Origin of the sequence: Nocardioides sp. (genome assembly GCF_036274455.1) — a bacterium.
Lineage (GTDB): Bacteria > Actinomycetota > Actinomycetes > Propionibacteriales > Nocardioidaceae > Nocardioides.
In genome coordinates, this window is the sequence record NZ_DASUFR010000101.1 from 1 (window position 1) to 15769 (window position 15769).

The following is a 15769-nucleotide window of genomic DNA, read 5'->3' on the forward strand; positions in this document are numbered from 1 at the left end:
ACCTGCCGACGGCGCACAACGCGATGAACGAGGATCCCGAGGCGGTCGCCGCACTGCTCCTCGACGGGGCCCGGCCCCGTCGACTGGACAGGTAGAAGCCTCGGAGTGGTGGGGCTGAGTGGTGGGGCTGAGTGGTGGGGCGGGTGGGGCTCGAACCCACGACCCAAGGATTATGAGTCCTCTGCTCTGACCGACTGAGCTACCGCCCCCGTGTTCAGTGTCTCCGCGGGTCAGAGGCTATTCGGACTCCTGTCGGATCGGGTCCGCAGGGTCTCGGCCGGCGCTCGCCGCGACCCTCACCCGGCGGCGGAGGCAGCCATCGGGCTCACCACCGGCGGCAGGCGCTCCGTCGCGCTGGGCATCCACGGGGTGACGGCCGCGGTCCTGGTCGCTGCGGGGCGCCGTCCTGGCCCTGGGTGAGCTCGGGGCCTTGACTCGCCCGTTCGGGCGAACACCTGTCGGCTCCCCCAATGTTGGGGACGAGTCCCCCAACCCCCCGGAGCCATGGGGCATAGTCGTCGACGGTCGAAAGTCTGGGCGTGCCCGATGTCGGCCAGCTCGACCTCGGGCGCTCAGGCACGTGGACCGCTCTGCTGTGAACACTTTCAGCGCAGACGGGGTGTGAATCACCGAACCGGCTCACCGGGCGGTCGAGCGCGCCCAAGAGAACACGGGGACCAACCCACCAGGAGATTTCTGCATATGTCCAAACGCACCCTGATCCCCCTCGCGGCTGTGGCGCTCGTCTGCGGCGGTACCGTCGCGGTGGCGCACGCCGCGACCACCCATGGGAGCGACACCACTCGAGCCACATGTACGGCGAGACCGAACGTGACCGACGTGGGGACCGCACAACAGATCACGGTGGTGTGCACCGTGCCGAAGCCACCTGCGGTCACGGTGACCGCGGGCGGGGCGACGGCAACGGCAACGACGACCGTCACGGCGACCATCGGGCCGTCCGGCAGCGCGAGCCCGAGCGGCGCTCCCACGGACCCGCCGCCCACTCAGTCGACGAGCGCATCCCCGACGCTCACGTCGGGCCCGACCGCGACGACGGCACCGCCCACCCCCACGGGCTCCCCGACCGCCTCCGGTGGGTGCGCCACCAGCACGCCGAACGTTCCCGACGGTCCCGACGGCCGAGGCGGCTGCTTCCCGGGGCCGGCCAACACCGGGCCGAACGCACCGGCCAGCGCGATGGCGACCTACACCGGGTCCTGCACGATCACGGCGGCGAACACCGTGATCGACTCCAAGGTCGTCAACTGCCGCTCCATCGACGTCCGAGCCAGCGGGTTCGTGCTCTCGAACTCCTACCTCAACGGCGGGATCGTCCAGTCCGGTGGCAACCCCTCCTTCACCGTCCAGGACTCCTTCATCGACAGCGGGGTGCAGTACCCCGCGTGCAGCAACGGATCCTGCCCGGCCGGGAAGTACGCCTGCGGTGACACCGGCAACGCCACCACCGACTGCGGGGTGACCGGGTCGAACTTCACCATCCTGCGCACCGAGATCATCAACTCCAACCGGGCCGCCTACTGCGAGGCACCGGGTCCGTGCCTGATCCAGAACAGCTACTTCCACGGCACCAACCTGTGGCCGGACCGGTCCAACCTGGCGCACGCCTCCTCGGTGCGCGAGGAGCAGAACCTCACCCTGCGGCACAACTCGCTGCACTGCTCCTACACCGGGCCGTTCGTCAACGGTGACATCGGGTGCTCCGCGGACCTGACCGGCTACCCCGACTTCGCACCGATCAAGAACAACATCGTCGATCGGAACCTGTTCGTGGCCAGCGCGGGCAGCGCGTACTGCGCCTACGGCGGCGCCACCAGCGGGAAGCCCTACTCCGGCGACCCGACCAACGCCACCAACCAGACGTTCACCAACAACGTCTTCCAGCGCGGCGCCAACAGCAAGTGCGGCTCGTACGGGGCGATCACGAGCTTCAACTCCTCGGGCGTCGGCAACGTCTGGTCCGGCAACGTCTGGGACGACGGCACTCCGGTGCCGGCAGCGAGGTAGCGCGACCGACTGCCTCCGTGACGGCTGAGCTCTCGCCCCCTCGCGTGCGGGAGCTCAGTCCGTCACGGACAGCCGCCAGCGGGTCACCGCTGCTGCGCCAGCCGTTCGAGCCTCGAGACGTCGTCCCGGTCCAGCCAGGTCTCCTCCAGCGGCCGGCCACCGACCCGCTGGATCGCCTCGCTCAGCCGCGTGGCCCACACGTGCTCGATGAGGGCGACGGCGGCGGTGGTGCCGACCGGGACGGCGTCGGCCAGGGACCAGGTGGCGCCGTCAGGCGCGTCGGGCTCCGGGCCGTCCACGGCCGAGGAGCCGAGGATGGCGGCCGCCACGTCGCCGAGTCCGGGTGGTGCACCGTCCGGGAACGGCAGCGTGTGCAGCATGCCGTCCTCGGCCCGCTGGACCAGCAGTACGTCGATCAACCGGGCCGTCCCCTCCTCGCGCAGCCGGTCGAGCTCGGCCATCACCTCACCGGAGAACTCGAGCCCGTCGAACCCGACGACCAGGACCTGGACCGGCCCGGTCACGGCGTGACTCGGGTCATCAGCTCGGCGTACTCCTCGGCGGTGAGCACCCCCGAGTCGCGCAGCTGCCCGAGCGCCGCCTCGGCGTCTGAGCTCGGCGGGGCGGATGCCCGGACCGGCGGTGCCGCCACACGGCCGGTGGGCGGCCGAGCGGGAGGCCGGGCCGAGGGATGGGAGGCGGCGTAGGCCTGGGCCGGCGTGAAGCGGCCGCCGTAGTAGGGCACGTTCCCGGTCATCCCGGAGCGCAACAGCTGCCTGGGCACCAGCACCATCGGGGGCCTCCTCGGGACGACAGCGCCACTATAGGGATCGTCCCGGGCCGCTCCGAGGCCGACGAGAGGACGAACCCGATGGCCTCAGCTGTGCCGGTTCGCGAAAAGCCTGTCGAGCGTCGCTGTGCGGCACGCTCCGTCGGTTCGGAGACGTCTGGCCATATGGACGTCAGGATCGCCCTCGCGCGGGCGTTCACGGTCACTCGAGGCCGTCCGACCTCGCGCGGTCGGAGGGGACAAAGACCGGTGGGGTAACCTGATCGTGGAGTGCCGGGAAGCCTGGTCGGCGACATGACCCAGTGTCGCGACCAGAGGAGTGACCCGTGCGTGCCCGCGATCTCGTGATCGACCTGCCATCGGTTCGACCCGGTACACCGGCGCTCGAAGCCGCCCGGTTGCTGGCCGGCCAGCGCCTTCCGGGGCTCATCGTGCTTGACGGCTCCGGCAGGCCGCTCACCATCCTGCCCGGGACCGATGTGCTGAAGATGGCGGTCCCGAGGTACTACCACTCCGACCCGACACTGGCCCGGGTGGTCGACGAGGCGGCCGCGGACGTCTTCACCGATCATCTGGGCGACAAGACAGTGGCCGAGGTGCTCCCCGACGAGCGCCGCGAGCTGCCGGTCGTCGACGACGACGCGACGGCACTGGAGATCGCGAGCCTGATGGCACGCTCGCGCAGCCCGCTGGTCGCGGTCGTCGACGACGCCGGCGCGTTCGTCGGTGCCGTCACTCTCGATGGCCTGCTGGAGAGGGTGCTGGCGCGATGAGCGCGACCGCTATGGCGGCGGTGCTGGTCTTCTCCAGCGCCTACGTGCTCATCGCCACCGAGAAGATCCACCGGGTCAAGGTCGCCCTCGGCGGTGCGGTGCTGATGTTCCTGATCGGTGCCACCACCGCCGAGGACGCGTTCTTCGACCCAGAGACAGGGATCGACTGGAACGTCATCTTCCTGCTCCTGGGGATGATGCTGATCGTGGCCGTGCTCAAGCGCACCGGCGTCTTCGAGTACGTCGCCATCTGGTCGGTCAAGCGCGCCAAGGGCCGACCGTTCCGGGTGATGGTGATCCTGGTGGTCGTTACCGCGGTCGCGTCCGCGGCACTGGACAACGTGACCACGGTGCTGTTGATCGCGCCGGTCACGTTCCTGGTCTGTGACCGGCTCGCCGTGCCGGTCGTGCCCTACCTGATCGCCGAGGCGCTGGCCAGCAACATCGGTGGCACGGCGACCCTGGTCGGCGATCCGCCCAACATCATCATCGCCAGCCGGGCCGGCCTGACCTACGTCGACTTCCTGGTCCACCTCGCCCCATTGGTGGTCGTCCTGATGGTGGTCTTCATCGGCCTGTGCCGGCTCATGTTCGCCTCGGCGTTCACCTACGACGAGACCCAGGTCGAGCAGATCATGGCGCTCAACGAGCGCGAGGCGATCCGGGACCGACGCCTGCTCGCGATCGGTCTGACCGTCCTTGCGCTGGTGACGGTGGCGTTCATCGCCCACGCGTGGGTGCACCTCGAGCCGGCGGTCGTCGCGCTCGTCGGGGGGCTGGTGCTGCTCGCCGTGTCCCGGGTACGACCCGAGGACGTCGCGCAGGACGTGGAGTGGCCGACGCTGATGTTCTTCGCCGGCCTGTTCATCATGGTCGGCGCCCTGGTCAACACCGGCGTCATCGAGCAGGTCTCCCAACGAGCGACCGACCTGGCCGACGGCCGCCTCGCCGCAGCCTCGGTCGGTCTGCTCTGGGGATCAGCGGTGATCTCCGCTCTGGTGGACAACATCCCGTACGTGGCGACGATGAGCCCCGTCACCGCAGACCTGGTCGCCGCCGAAGGCGGAGGCGCCCAGGCCAAGTCGCTGTGGTGGTCTCTCGCCCTCGGCGCCGACCTGGGCGGCAATGCCACCGCGGTCGGCGCATCCGCCAACGTGATCGTGATCGGACTGGCAGAGAAGGCCGGTCACAAGATCACCTTCTGGGGGTTCACCAAGTACGGGCTGGTCGTTGCCGTCGTGACCCTCGTGATCGCCACCCCCTACGTCCTCCTGCGCTACTTCGCACTGTCATGACCACCCCACTCGCATCACCACTGGTCCATGGCCTCGCCGGACTCTCACCGGTCCATGACGAGTCCGTGTCTTCACCTCCCCGACCTTCCCTCGCCCTCGGCCACGCTGAAGCATCGCTCGTCAACCGACCGCCGAGCAGTCCCGACACGGAGGGCAACGAGCTCGTCGTACGACCGGTCGAGCTCGCCACCGTCGGTACCGAACTGCTCGCCATCCCCGAGATAGCCCTGATCCTCACCGCCGCTGGCCTGCTCACCACTGCGGTCTGGGCCGCCCATCCCCGCCTGTGGCAGCTCGGCACCACGGCAGCCGTCGTCGTCGCGGCCGCCGCCGCCAGCCTCCACACGATCTCACCCCACCCAGGAGCGCTCCTGCTCCTGGTCCTGGCCGCGGCCAGCCTCGCAATGGAGGTCTATAGCCTCCCCGGTTGGATGCTCCATGCCGCCGGCGGCGCCACCTCGCTCATCATGTCCGGACTGTGCCTGCACGGTCCCTGGACCGGAGCCCATCCCGGAGTATCGATTCCCGCCGGGCTGATCGTAGGACTCGGCACCTGGTGGGCCGCCCGGCGATCCTGGCGAGCATCCCGCGCCGACCCTTGGGCCGTATCCAACCGCCTCGTCGGCCGAGAGCTGGTGGTCCTCGACGTCGGAGACGGTCACCGGGGCCACGCCGTCGTCGCCGGACAGCTCTGGGCCATCCGCGACCCTCGGCGGCCGCTGCCCAAGGGCGGCGTGGTTCGCGTCACCGAACGCCGTAACGACGAGCTCTTGGTACAACAGCGCGGAGAGGGTCGAAGCGAGTCAGCTTGAACTGACCGCGGCCGGGCCAGCGGGTCACGGGTCTGTGTGCGTCATGGCCCCTGGGTAGGGTTGGAGAACAATCAAGCTGTCGAGCCAGAGCCCATCGAGTTCGCAAGCGCAGCGTGAAGGGTGTCCGTCATGGCAACCTCCAGGAGAGGGTCCATACCCCCGCCCATCGCCCGGCGAGCCAATCTGCGTCTCCGTCTGGCCAACGGGTACCAGTCCGGCCCGGTCGATGGCGCTTGGTGGCCACAGTCCCGTGACCTACTGGCCGAGGCCGTCGACCTGGTCGAGCACTTCCCACACCCTCTCAACCGGATCAGGAAGCTCCTCTTCTCACGTCCGGACTGGGACGCCGTCGCACACACACCGGCAGCGCGTCACCTTCGCACCCGACGCGGCTCGGTCGAGATCGGCTCGTTCCCAAGCGACGACACCCATCTGATGATCATCACGATGCGCTCTGGCCAACGACACCGACTCCTGGTCATCCCCAGTGACACGCCGCCCGACGTTGCCGCCCGAATCATGGAAGAGGCGTCAGACGAACAGAACACTCTCGGGCCGGCTGCCTTGCTGGAGCTGGTCGGTCCGGACCAGAGTCACATCGGCTTGGACAGCTGGAACCACTGATGCGGCACGGCCGCCGCAACAAGTCCCTCCGCTGGCCGCTCACAGCCCCCGCACCGGTCTAGAGGATCGCGCCTCTCGGTGAGACCTCGATGCTTGCCACCCCACGGGCATAGAGCGCGACCAACCGCTCGCCGTGGCGACACCGCAGGACGCCGTTGTCGACGCTCAGCACCTCAATCACCTGATCGACGATCGCGTCCTCGTCGACCTGGTCAGGATCCTCATAGGTCAGGTCCGTGTGTTCGCCGCCGAGGAGCCGCGCGCGCAGCACGATAGTTGCCATGCCCGCAAAGTAGCCCCCTCATGGGGCTACTCCCTCCAGGGCCGGGTTCCACAGCTTTCAGCGTCCATGCCGCGGGGGCGCGCGGATCTCCTCTTCTCCGCATCTGATCCATCCGTGACTCCGGCGTGGCTGTGACGTCGGTCAGCGCCTGAGCAGCGCGTCGTCGAAGAAGCCGACGACACGCCGCTCGTACTCTGCCGGCGCCGTCTCGATCGCCTTGATGTGCGGGGCGTCCGGGACGCTCCACAGCGACGCCTCCGGCCCGGCGAGCCGGGCGTAGGTCGGCGATAGGACCTCGGTCGTGTTGCCGCCGTCGGGCGCGTAGATGAACAGCAGTGGGCGCGGTGGGATGCGCGGCACCAGGTCGAACAGCGACTCGGGCGGCGCCGTGTCGGAGAACACCGCGACCGACACATTCAGCAGTCCGAAGGCCGGGCTCATCGCCCAGAATCCCGCACCGGGAATGGCCTGCTTCTCCTCCTGGAACTGCCGCGCACCCGCACCCTCAGAGACCACCGCGGCGAGGTCGGGGTCCTTCGCGGCGGCCTCGAGCATCAGCTCGCCGCCGACGGAGAGCCCGATCCCGCCGATGCGGTCGGGGTCGACGTCCGGGCGGCGTTTGAGCCAGTCGACGGCGGCGACGATGTCCTTCTCGCCGCCCCAGCCGAGCAGGTTGCCGCCGCCCTCACTGCGCCCCTCGCCCCGCCGGTCGAACAGCAGTACGCCGTAGCCGTGCCGGGCCAGCATCCGCGCGTGCGCCTGGGTGCCGAGCCGACCGGGGAAGTCGACGACCGCCGCGCCGTTGTGGGATGGGGTGTACCAGCCGTGCAGCGTCAGCCCGTCCGAGGTCGTGAAGGTCACGTCCTCGTGTGCGACGCCGAGCTCGTCAGCCGGTACCGCGGCACGCTGGACGTGAGTGACGGCGTAGGCGAACAGCACCGGCTGCGCGACGAAGTACGCGGCCAGCGCGGCCGCCACGACGAGCATCGAGCGCCGGACGAGGCGCCGCCACAGCCGCCCGGTGCGGCGTCGCGACCGCCACAGCCTCCCCAGGCCGATCCCGACAAGCAGCACGCCCGCTGGGATCGCGAGCAACCCGGTGAAGTCGTCGCCGGAGGGCCCCACGGCCACGGTGTAGTAGCCGGCCTCGATCACGCCGATACCGATCCCGAACACGCCGACCGACAGCGCGAGCACCGCACGCCATCCGGCGCGTACCCGGCCGAAGCACCACGCGGCCACGGCGAGCAGCACGGTCGGGACCAGGGCGCTGACGAGATGGTCGGCTGCGGTGGTACCAGCCGGCGGCTGAAGCAGGGTGTCGTCGAGCACGTGCAGCACGACCAGCGCCGTACCGAGCAGAAACAACGAGCGCTCGTCGCGCGGCAGCCAGCGGCGGCGGGCGCTGACGGCCGGCGCCAGCGCGGGGGCCGTGCCGGGCGCAGGTGTGGGCAGGGCACTTGTCGTCATGATCCGACGCTAGGGACACCCCGTCGCGAGCCCCAGGGGGCCACCCGCCCGACTGCCGGGGGTCAGCCGCCCGGTTCCAGGTAATGGTTCCCGCGCGGCCATCAATACCAGCGTGCCGTGAGTCGCGCGGCGACGAGAGCGCTGGAAGTGAAAGAGTTGCTCACTCACGTGACTGTTCGCGGTAGAACGGCTACTCCATCGCCCTCGGTCGCTGGACTGCCACCCGAACTGCCACCCGGCACGCGAGAGGCCCCGTCGCCGCCAGGCGAAAGGGCCTCTGATCTGTGGCTTTGCTCCCCCGGTTGGACTCGAACCAACAACCCTTCGCTGCCGCCCCGCGTGACTTGAGCGGTGGACGTCCATTGACAATCAATGCCGAGAATGCCGACCTGACCTGCGAAAACAGTGGGAGAGACTCTGCATACGTCGGTTGCCATCAACGACCATCGACGGAGTTTATGGCCTGTTCTTGGACACCTTCGAGAGCCCTGAGAGGCCGCCCGAGCAGCGCGTCATCGCCGGCCTAACCGAGGATGTCATCGGTCTCGATGGCTCGAAGGTCGCGACGAAGTCGAGGCTTAGCAGTTGTTCGTACGGGGGTCGAACTCCTCACCACAGGTGCTGTTGGACCGCAGGTGGTCGACCCTTGCGGGATACGGCGAACCCGGTCCCCAGAATCCGTTGCTTTGTCTCCGCCGAGGTCGTCCCAGGGTCGACGACGCGGTGACGCCGACGGTTGAGTCGCTGTACGTGAAGGGAGTTGTCCCCACGTCCACCGAAGAGCCCGCGCTAGCGCGCGGGATCATCCAGTGCACCGGTCGACGCGCCGGGTGATTTCCTTCGCCCATGGCCAAGTTCGTTGACGTCGCGATCCGCGGCTGTTTGAGCAGCAATGGGAAGCGCGACGACCCGCTCTCCTCTGCCACCTTGCCGGGGCAAACCGGCGGCCCGAACCCGCTACCGGAACCTGGTGTTGCGATCGACGCCCAGCTCCTAGTACGCCTCGACGGTCGGCACACCGTTGAGGGTCATCCGCCAGTACTTGTCCTCAATCAGTAGCCGTCGCGTGCGGCCTGTGTCGTCATCCCCCATCCGGTTCGAGGGCAGGATGTGAGGCGACGAGGCCTGCGGAGAGGGTCAGTTTCCGAGCGCCACTGAGATCCCTAGCGTAGTCTCCCGGGCGAGTGTCCGCCCGGAGTTTGCAACAACTCCAAGTCTATGTACTCTTCGGGGCGTTTCAGTGGATTTGCCTCGAGTCACAAGCGCTTCGTGGCACGCAACAGCCATGGAGGGTCTGTGCAGTACTTCCGTCGCGTCCGATTGGCTCGGCGTCGGGTCATCGTGGGCATCATTCTGGCACTGGGAGCGGCGCTCCTTGCGTCGCCAGCGGTCTTCCCCGCGACCGCCGCTGAGGCCAACCCGGGCGCAGGCACCGCAGTTGTCGAACCCGCGCCGGCTGCGGGTGCGGCAGCCCCGCAGACACCAGAGCCTGGCCCGGTACCGGAGCTGGCGACCGAGTACTCGAGCACAGTGCGCAACGCGGACGGCAGCTACACCGCTGAAGTGTCGGTCGGCCCGGTGAACTTTCAGGACGACCGGGGCAACTGGATGCCGATCAGCAACCAGCTGGTCGATGCACCGGGAACGGCGTACGCGGTGGAGAACGAGGCCAACGACTACACGGTGTCGATTCCGGAGAACCCGGCGACCACACCGGTCCGGTTCGAGCTCGAGGGTGACTGGGTCTCGATGAAGCTGATAGGCAGCAGCGACGTCAGCCCCGATGTAGACGGCGCCGTGGCGAACTTCGAGGACCTGGCCCCAGATGCCGACGAGGTGGCCTATCAGGCCACCGATAGCGGGGTGAAGGAGACGATCAGCCTCGACTCCACTCCTACCTCCCGAGTCTCCTACGTCTACGACCTCAAGGTCAGCGCCGGACTGACGCCGGTGCTGACCTCCCAGGGCATGGTCGAATTCCGGAACGGCCAGGGGGCGGTGCAGTTCGTTGTCCCTGTGGGCAGCATGACTGACTCGGCTTCAGAGCCCGCGTTCAGCGACGCGGTCGACTACCGGCTGCAGCGGGTGACCTCGGGGTGGCAGTTCACGATCACCCCGGACCTGACCTGGCTCACCGATCCGGCGCGGGTCTACCCGGTGAAGATCGATCCGACGGTCGACAAGCAGGTCCAGAAGGACTGCTTCCTGCAACAGGAAGCACCCGCAACCACGCATTGCGGCGAGGCGATCTTGAAGGTGGGTGCCACAAACAGCTTGCAGCTCCGACGAGCCTTGTTCGACTTCAATGTGAACGGCATCCCGGCCGGTGCGACCGTTAACAACGCCACCGCCTGGATCTGGATGGATCAGAACTCGACGGCCGGCAGCGGCGGGGCCACCACCTACGCTTTGTACAACCCCACCAAGACCTGGAGTAACTGTGCATCCTGGGGTTACACCTGTTCCGGAGGCGACACCTGGGTCGGAGGCGGCGGCGGGGGCCAGATCTCGGCCAACGCCGTCTCGATGGGCGGCACCACGTCAAGTTGGCAGGGCTGGGACATCACCGGCCGCGTCGCCGGGTGGCTCAACGGCACCTACGAGAACCGTGGCGTCCTTCTTGCCCAGACCGGTGAGAACGTCAAGAAGGTTCTTGGCTTTGTCTCCAGCACCTATCCGAACACCGGGATTCGACCGCTGCTCCGGGTCACTTACACACCGCTGCCGCCACAGGCACCTTCGAGCCCCGCGAATCTCAGCTTCACTCCATGCGTAAGTCCATGCTCAGTCGCGTGGCAAACGACGGACAGCCTCACGCCGACTCTCCTAGCGGTCGCATCCGACGCGGACACACCCAGCCTCACCTACACCTGGCAGGTCGCCGCCCCCGGCGGCGCCGTGATTGCCCAGGGCACTTCGACAGCAGCGCAGGGACAGGTGTCGACCTGGACGGTGCCAAGCGGCGTATTGAGCGACGAGACCGTCTACTCATTCCGGGTGGGCGCCAGCGACGAGGCAACCACCTCGTGGAGCGGGTGGAGTGATCTGCCCGTATATCGAGAGGCGGGCGACTACCCCGAAATCGTGTCTGCCGACGGGCTTCAAAGAGTCGTCGTCGAAGCCGTGTGGGAGGCGGCGCTCGACTGCATGAAGGAGAGTGGTGCTGCGAGTCAGTCGCTAACTGTCGCGGATGTGTTCGGCACGATCAGCACCTCTGGGGAGTTCCTACCTCCGACTCTCGGCGCTCAAGCGCCGACGGCCGGCGATGCATGCGGAGACTCGGCTGGAAAGCTCGTAAAGGACACCATCGGCGACACGACCGACGAAGCGGTGATCGACAGCGACCTCGCCGAGCTGACTGCAGAACTCCGCACAAACCAGGTATCGGCGTATCCGCTCGCCTCGCGCGGCGACGTCATCGAAGAAGCAGGCGAAGGCGACCCGAGCTCCGATGAGCTGGCCTCGCGGCCCAACGATTACGCCGACTGTCATCCGTCTTTGGTGGCCTCGTTCGTCTCCTATCTCAACTACTACTCCGATGAGAGCCTCGCCGACTTCAAGTGGAACAGCAACCACGAGCTGCCCTGTCGCTTCAACTGGAGCGACGACGTCTGCACCAACGCTCCTGACAGCGGACTGGTCTTCGACTTCACCTACCCCTGCAAGCGGCACGACTTCGGATACCGCAACCTAAAGCGAGCCGAGAGCTGGTACGGCACCAACACGTGGAGGAAGCGCAACAAGAACGTTGCAGACGAGCAGTTCTTTCGAGACATGATCGACCACTGCAGCACGCGGAACCTCCTCATACGACCCGCGTGCGAGCGGATTGCCAGCGACTACTACGTGGCGGTCGCTGTCGCCGGTGACTGGAATACGCTGGGCTATGGAACGCCCTTGACCTATGTGAAGTGAGCGCAGCTGAGATGAAATTCGAACCTGGCTCCAGGCGATACTTCCTGGTCAGCGGACTCGTGGTGCTAGCTGGTCTTTTCGTAATCTCTTGGACGCTAGGACACGAGGACGGAAGCGTCGGAGGCGGCCTCTCCGTCGTCAGCCTAATGGCTCTCGGATTGCCGTGGAGCGTCGTGGTGTTTTTCGCAGGGTTGGACGGCCGCGGCGCCACAGTCGCTTACGCCCTATGTGGCCTGCTAAACCTGCTCATCGTCGCCACGTTGGTCACGCGTCGCCGCCGCCGTCCAGTCGCCTAGCCGGCTGGACAAGCGGACTGGTCGCCCACAACGGGCTGGGCACCTGGTCGTATGCCCATGCCGAACCGGACGAACTTAACTGGTGAGTCGCGTTGTAGGCGTGCTTTGCATGCCCAAGTGGGTCCGTGCGAGAGAGACAGTTCAGTGGCGACCCTTGCTACGCGCCTTGCGCACTCTCCCAAGGTTGCGTCACGTCGACAAGGGTGATGTCACGGCGACCGACAGCAGCGGCCCCAGTCGCCAGATGCTGTTCGAAGACTTCCAAGGCCTCGGCTCAGACCCGCCGAGGACCGCGTCCGCCACCTGCCGTCACCGAATCGGCGTCACGCACTGCAACGGCCCGTGCCCAGACCGCGCACCTTGTCCAAAGTAGTACCCGAGTTCGGGTGTTCCACCGCCCCCCACCATGGCTCCCTTCTCTGTCAAGAGGCAGTGCGCACCTGCGATGAACTCGAAGAATCGGGTGCCCGGGCCGCGACCGCGAACACTCGAGGCCGTCTTCCCGACCACCCTCATCGGTCACAGGACTACTAGCTCGACGACTTCGCACATCGCCTCAGATATCACCAGGCCACCTGTGGCCGATCTAGCAATCACCCTGTTGCTTCTCACGGCCAGAAGACGAGCGGGACGCATGCTACGGAGTTCCGTAGACCGGTGAGTCCCGCTGTTGGGTCGGCGGCGGGAGTGCGGTGTGCAGGGTGGTCTGAAGGTCTATCGAGGCTCGGCGGCGGCAGCGCGCAACTACGTCGAGGCCGACGGCTCACGTGCTGATGACTACTACTTGGCCGAGGGCACCGGCCTCGCCGAGCACTACGTCGCCAGCCCTGATGGCGTGGTGAAGCAGCCGCCGATGGATGGCGACAGCTACGAACGCTGGGTGGCTGGGGTCGACGCGGAGACCGGCAGACCCAAGGGCCGGCTCCGCACCGATGACCAGGCGGTGAGGTTCGTCGAGGTGATCGTGAACGGCCCGAAGACCTGGTCGCTGGCCGCGGCGTTGCACCCGGAGATCGCGCAGGCGTACGACGCCGCGCAGGAGCGTGCCGCGGTCGAGATCGCCGGGTGGCTCGCAGAGCACGCCACGACACGGGTGGGGCCACGGGGGCGGCAGGTCCAGGTGCCGGTCGAAGAGCTCGAGACCGCGGTCGTGGCCCACCAGACGTCCCGGGCCGGGGACCCGCACCGACACCTGCATCTGCAGGTCAACGCCCGGGTCCGGGCCGCCGGGGCGTGGCGGGGGTTGCACACCGTCGGGGTCCGCGACAGTCTGGCCGCGATCAACGGCATCGGCACCGCCGCCGTGACCTGTGACCCGCAGTTCCGGGCCGCCCTCGCGAGGCACGGGTACCGGCTCGACGAGCACGCCGAGGTCGAAGAGCTGGTCCCCTACGTGGGCGCGTTCTCCGCGCGGGCCGGTCAGATCACCCGCACCATGGACCGCTACGAGGCCGAATGGCGGGCTGTCCACCCCGGTCAGGAGCCCGGCCCCAGGTTGCGGCAACGCTGGCACGCCGGCGCGTGGGCCGAGGATCGCCCCGACAAGATCCTCCCCGTCGATGGTGCCGAGATCACCCGGGGCTGGGTCGAGCAGCTCCACGCGCTGGGGTTCCGCCCACCGGTCCTGGACCGCCAGTTGACCGCGACCGCGATCGGTGCGCTGAACCGCGACCGGCTGGTCGACGACGTCCTGGTCCGGCTCGGGGCGGCGCGGTCGGCGTGGAACGCCGCCGACATCCGGGGCGAGGTCGAACGCGCGGTCGCCGCCTTTGGTGTGATCGCCGACGGGCGGGTGCGGGTCGAGCTCACCGAGGACCTCACCAGCCGCGCTCTGCAGGCGTGTGTGCCGCTACTTCACCGGGCCGACGTGCCAGAGCATGTCCGGGCGCTCACCTCGCCGGCGGTGCTCGAGGTCGAGGCCGACCTCACCACCCGGCTCATCAACCGCGCCCAGCCACCGGTAGAAAGTGGCCACGTCTGGTCCTCGACGATAAGGAACCTGGACCCGACCCAACGCGCCGTTGTCGAGGCGCTGGTCGGCGACTATCGGCTGTTGGTCATCGAGGGCGCCGCCGGCGCCGGGAAGACCGCCACCCTCAGGGCCGCCGCCCGGGCCCTGGTCCTCACCCCCGCGTGCAGCATGACCGTGGTCACCCCAACCCGGAAGGCGGCCCAGGTCGCCAGTGAGCAGCTCGACCCCGCGTCTGCGGTCACCGCGATGCAGCTCGCCTACGCCTACGGTTTCCGGAAGGACCCCGACGGCCGCTGGAGCCGCCGCACCGCCCAACGACCCGAGATGTCGGCCCCGGGATATCTCTGGCCCGGCAGCGTGCTGCTCGTCGATGAGGCCGGGATGCTCGACCAGGACATCGCCCACGCCTTACTCACCATCGCCGACGAACAAGGTGCCCGGGTGGTGCTGATGGGTGACCGACACCAGCTCCCCGCCGTCGGCCGGGGCGGCGTGCTCGACCTCGCCATCCGTTGGACCCCGCCACCGGCTCACCACACCCTTCAGACCGTTCACCGGTTCACCGACCCCGACTACGCCGACCTGACCCTGCAGATGCGCACTGGTGAGCGCCCCGGTGAGGTCTTCGACACCCTCATGGCACGCGGTCAGATCGTGCTGCACCGCTCCGAGGTCGAACGCACCATCTCGCTCACCAGCATCCGCGCAGACCAGATGGGCCTCCTGGTCGCTGACACCCGGGAGCAGGTCGCAGCGCTCAACGCCGCCACCCGCGACCACCGGCTCACCGCCGGCCTAACCAACCAGACGACGTGGCTCACCACCGACGCCGGCGAACGGATAGGACCAGGTGATCGGGTCGCCACCCGTCAGAACGACCGTGACCTCGACGTCGCCAACCGCGACACCTGGACCGTTGCCGGACTCGAACCCGACGGCACCGTCCGCCTCCACGGACGCGCCGGCGATCGCACCATCCCCGTCTCCTACGCCCGCCAGCACCTCGAGCTCGCCTACGCCACCACCGCCCATGGCGCCCAGGGCGAGACCGTCGACCAAGCACACCTGCTCCTCGGCGAGCACACCAGCGCCGCCTCCGCCTACGTCGCCATGACCCGCGGCCGCCACCACAACACCGCCCACCTCGTCGCCACCACCCTCGACCAGGCACGCCAGCAATGGATCGAGACCTTCACCCGCGACCGCGCCGACCTCGGCCCCACCAACGCCGCCCACCGCGCAGCCGAAGACATCGACCGGTACGGATCAGCGATCCTCCAAGCCGCCGCCCTCCGAGCCCAGCACAGACCCAAGAGACCACGACACCCGGACCCCACACCGACGCATTCCACCCCTCAGCGGAGCGTCGGCCCCGAACTGTGACAGCCCAAGGCTAAACACCGACCCCGCGCCGGACTCCAACGCCGACGCCTGGCATGTCGAACGGCTATCGGCGACGACCCTGACCGATCCTCGGCTGTTCCCGTTGCTTCTCTCGGTGCGTCGCGGGC

At 68.2% G+C, this 15769-nt stretch carries 11 protein-coding genes and 1 tRNA gene; 7 read left to right on the forward strand and 5 right to left on the reverse strand.

The window, feature by feature from the left end; all coding sequences use genetic code 11:
- Window positions 1-132 precede the first annotated feature (132 nt).
- A tRNA-Ile gene (locus tag VFV89_RS09870) sits at window positions 133-209 on the reverse strand.
- Window positions 210-1200: 991 nt separating this feature from the next.
- On the opposite strand from VFV89_RS09870, the gene VFV89_RS09875 reads away from it, so the two are divergent.
- On the forward strand, window positions 1201-2028 hold the full coding sequence (locus tag VFV89_RS09875; RefSeq protein ID WP_329705761.1) for a hypothetical protein: 828 nt from the start codon (window positions 1201-1203) through the stop codon (window positions 2026-2028).
- Between the two features lie 83 nt (window positions 2029-2111).
- Here VFV89_RS09875 and VFV89_RS09880 read toward each other — a convergent pair whose 3' ends face one another.
- Both VFV89_RS09880 and VFV89_RS09885 read right to left on the reverse strand, forming a co-directional pair.
- Entirely contained in the window at window positions 2112-2552 is a 441-nt protein-coding gene (locus VFV89_RS09880; RefSeq protein WP_329705762.1) for a DUF6325 family protein, read from the reverse strand.
- Window positions 2549-2821, reverse strand: a complete 273-nt coding sequence (locus VFV89_RS09885; RefSeq protein ID WP_329705763.1) for an SHOCT domain-containing protein — start codon at window positions 2819-2821, stop codon at window positions 2549-2551. The genes VFV89_RS09880 and VFV89_RS09885 overlap by 4 nt, the downstream gene beginning before the upstream one ends.
- 323 nt (window positions 2822-3144) lie before the next feature.
- Here VFV89_RS09885 and VFV89_RS09890 point away from each other — a divergent pair, with 323 nt between their 5' ends.
- From VFV89_RS09890 to VFV89_RS24845, 4 genes are all read left to right on the forward strand, one after another.
- Window positions 3145-3591: a CBS domain-containing protein gene (locus VFV89_RS09890; protein ID WP_329705764.1), complete on the forward strand. Its 447-nt coding sequence runs from the start codon at window positions 3145-3147 to the stop codon at window positions 3589-3591.
- The gene (locus VFV89_RS09895) at window positions 3588-4886 is read left to right on the forward strand and encodes an ArsB/NhaD family transporter (RefSeq protein ID WP_329705765.1); all 1299 of its coding nucleotides are present in this window, start codon (window positions 3588-3590) and stop codon (window positions 4884-4886) included. The genes VFV89_RS09890 and VFV89_RS09895 overlap by 4 nt, the downstream gene beginning before the upstream one ends.
- On the forward strand, window positions 4883-5698 hold the full coding sequence (locus VFV89_RS09900) for an NfeD family protein (RefSeq protein ID WP_329705766.1): 816 nt from the start codon (window positions 4883-4885) through the stop codon (window positions 5696-5698). The genes VFV89_RS09895 and VFV89_RS09900 overlap by 4 nt, the downstream gene beginning before the upstream one ends.
- A 129-nt stretch (window positions 5699-5827) precedes the next feature.
- Window positions 5828-6322 carry a DUF5994 family protein gene (locus tag VFV89_RS24845; protein WP_414690363.1) on the forward strand — a complete coding sequence of 165 codons (495 nt, stop codon included), beginning with the start codon at window positions 5828-5830 and terminating at the stop codon, window positions 6320-6322.
- Between the two features lie 58 nt (window positions 6323-6380).
- On the opposite strand, the gene VFV89_RS09905 is transcribed toward VFV89_RS24845, so the two are convergent.
- Both VFV89_RS09905 and VFV89_RS09910 read right to left on the reverse strand, forming a co-directional pair.
- Complete coding sequence (locus tag VFV89_RS09905; protein ID WP_329705767.1) at window positions 6381-6605, reverse strand: hypothetical protein; 225 nt, start codon at window positions 6603-6605, stop codon at window positions 6381-6383.
- A gap of 141 nt (window positions 6606-6746) precedes the next feature.
- Window positions 6747-8075 carry an alpha/beta hydrolase gene (locus VFV89_RS09910; RefSeq protein WP_329705768.1) on the reverse strand — a complete coding sequence of 443 codons (1329 nt, stop codon included), beginning with the start codon at window positions 8073-8075 and terminating at the stop codon, window positions 6747-6749.
- Window positions 8076-9416: 1341 nt separating this feature from the next.
- Here VFV89_RS09910 and VFV89_RS09915 point away from each other — a divergent pair.
- A complete protein-coding gene (locus tag VFV89_RS09915) occupies window positions 9417-11990 on the forward strand; it encodes a phospholipase A2 (protein ID WP_329705769.1) in 2574 nt (857 codons plus the stop codon).
- Window positions 11991-12980: 990 nt separating this feature from the next.
- Window positions 12981-15641, forward strand: a complete 2661-nt coding sequence (gene mobF, locus VFV89_RS09920) for a MobF family relaxase (protein WP_329705770.1) — start codon at window positions 12981-12983, stop codon at window positions 15639-15641.
- Window positions 15642-15769: the final 128 nt, after the last annotated feature.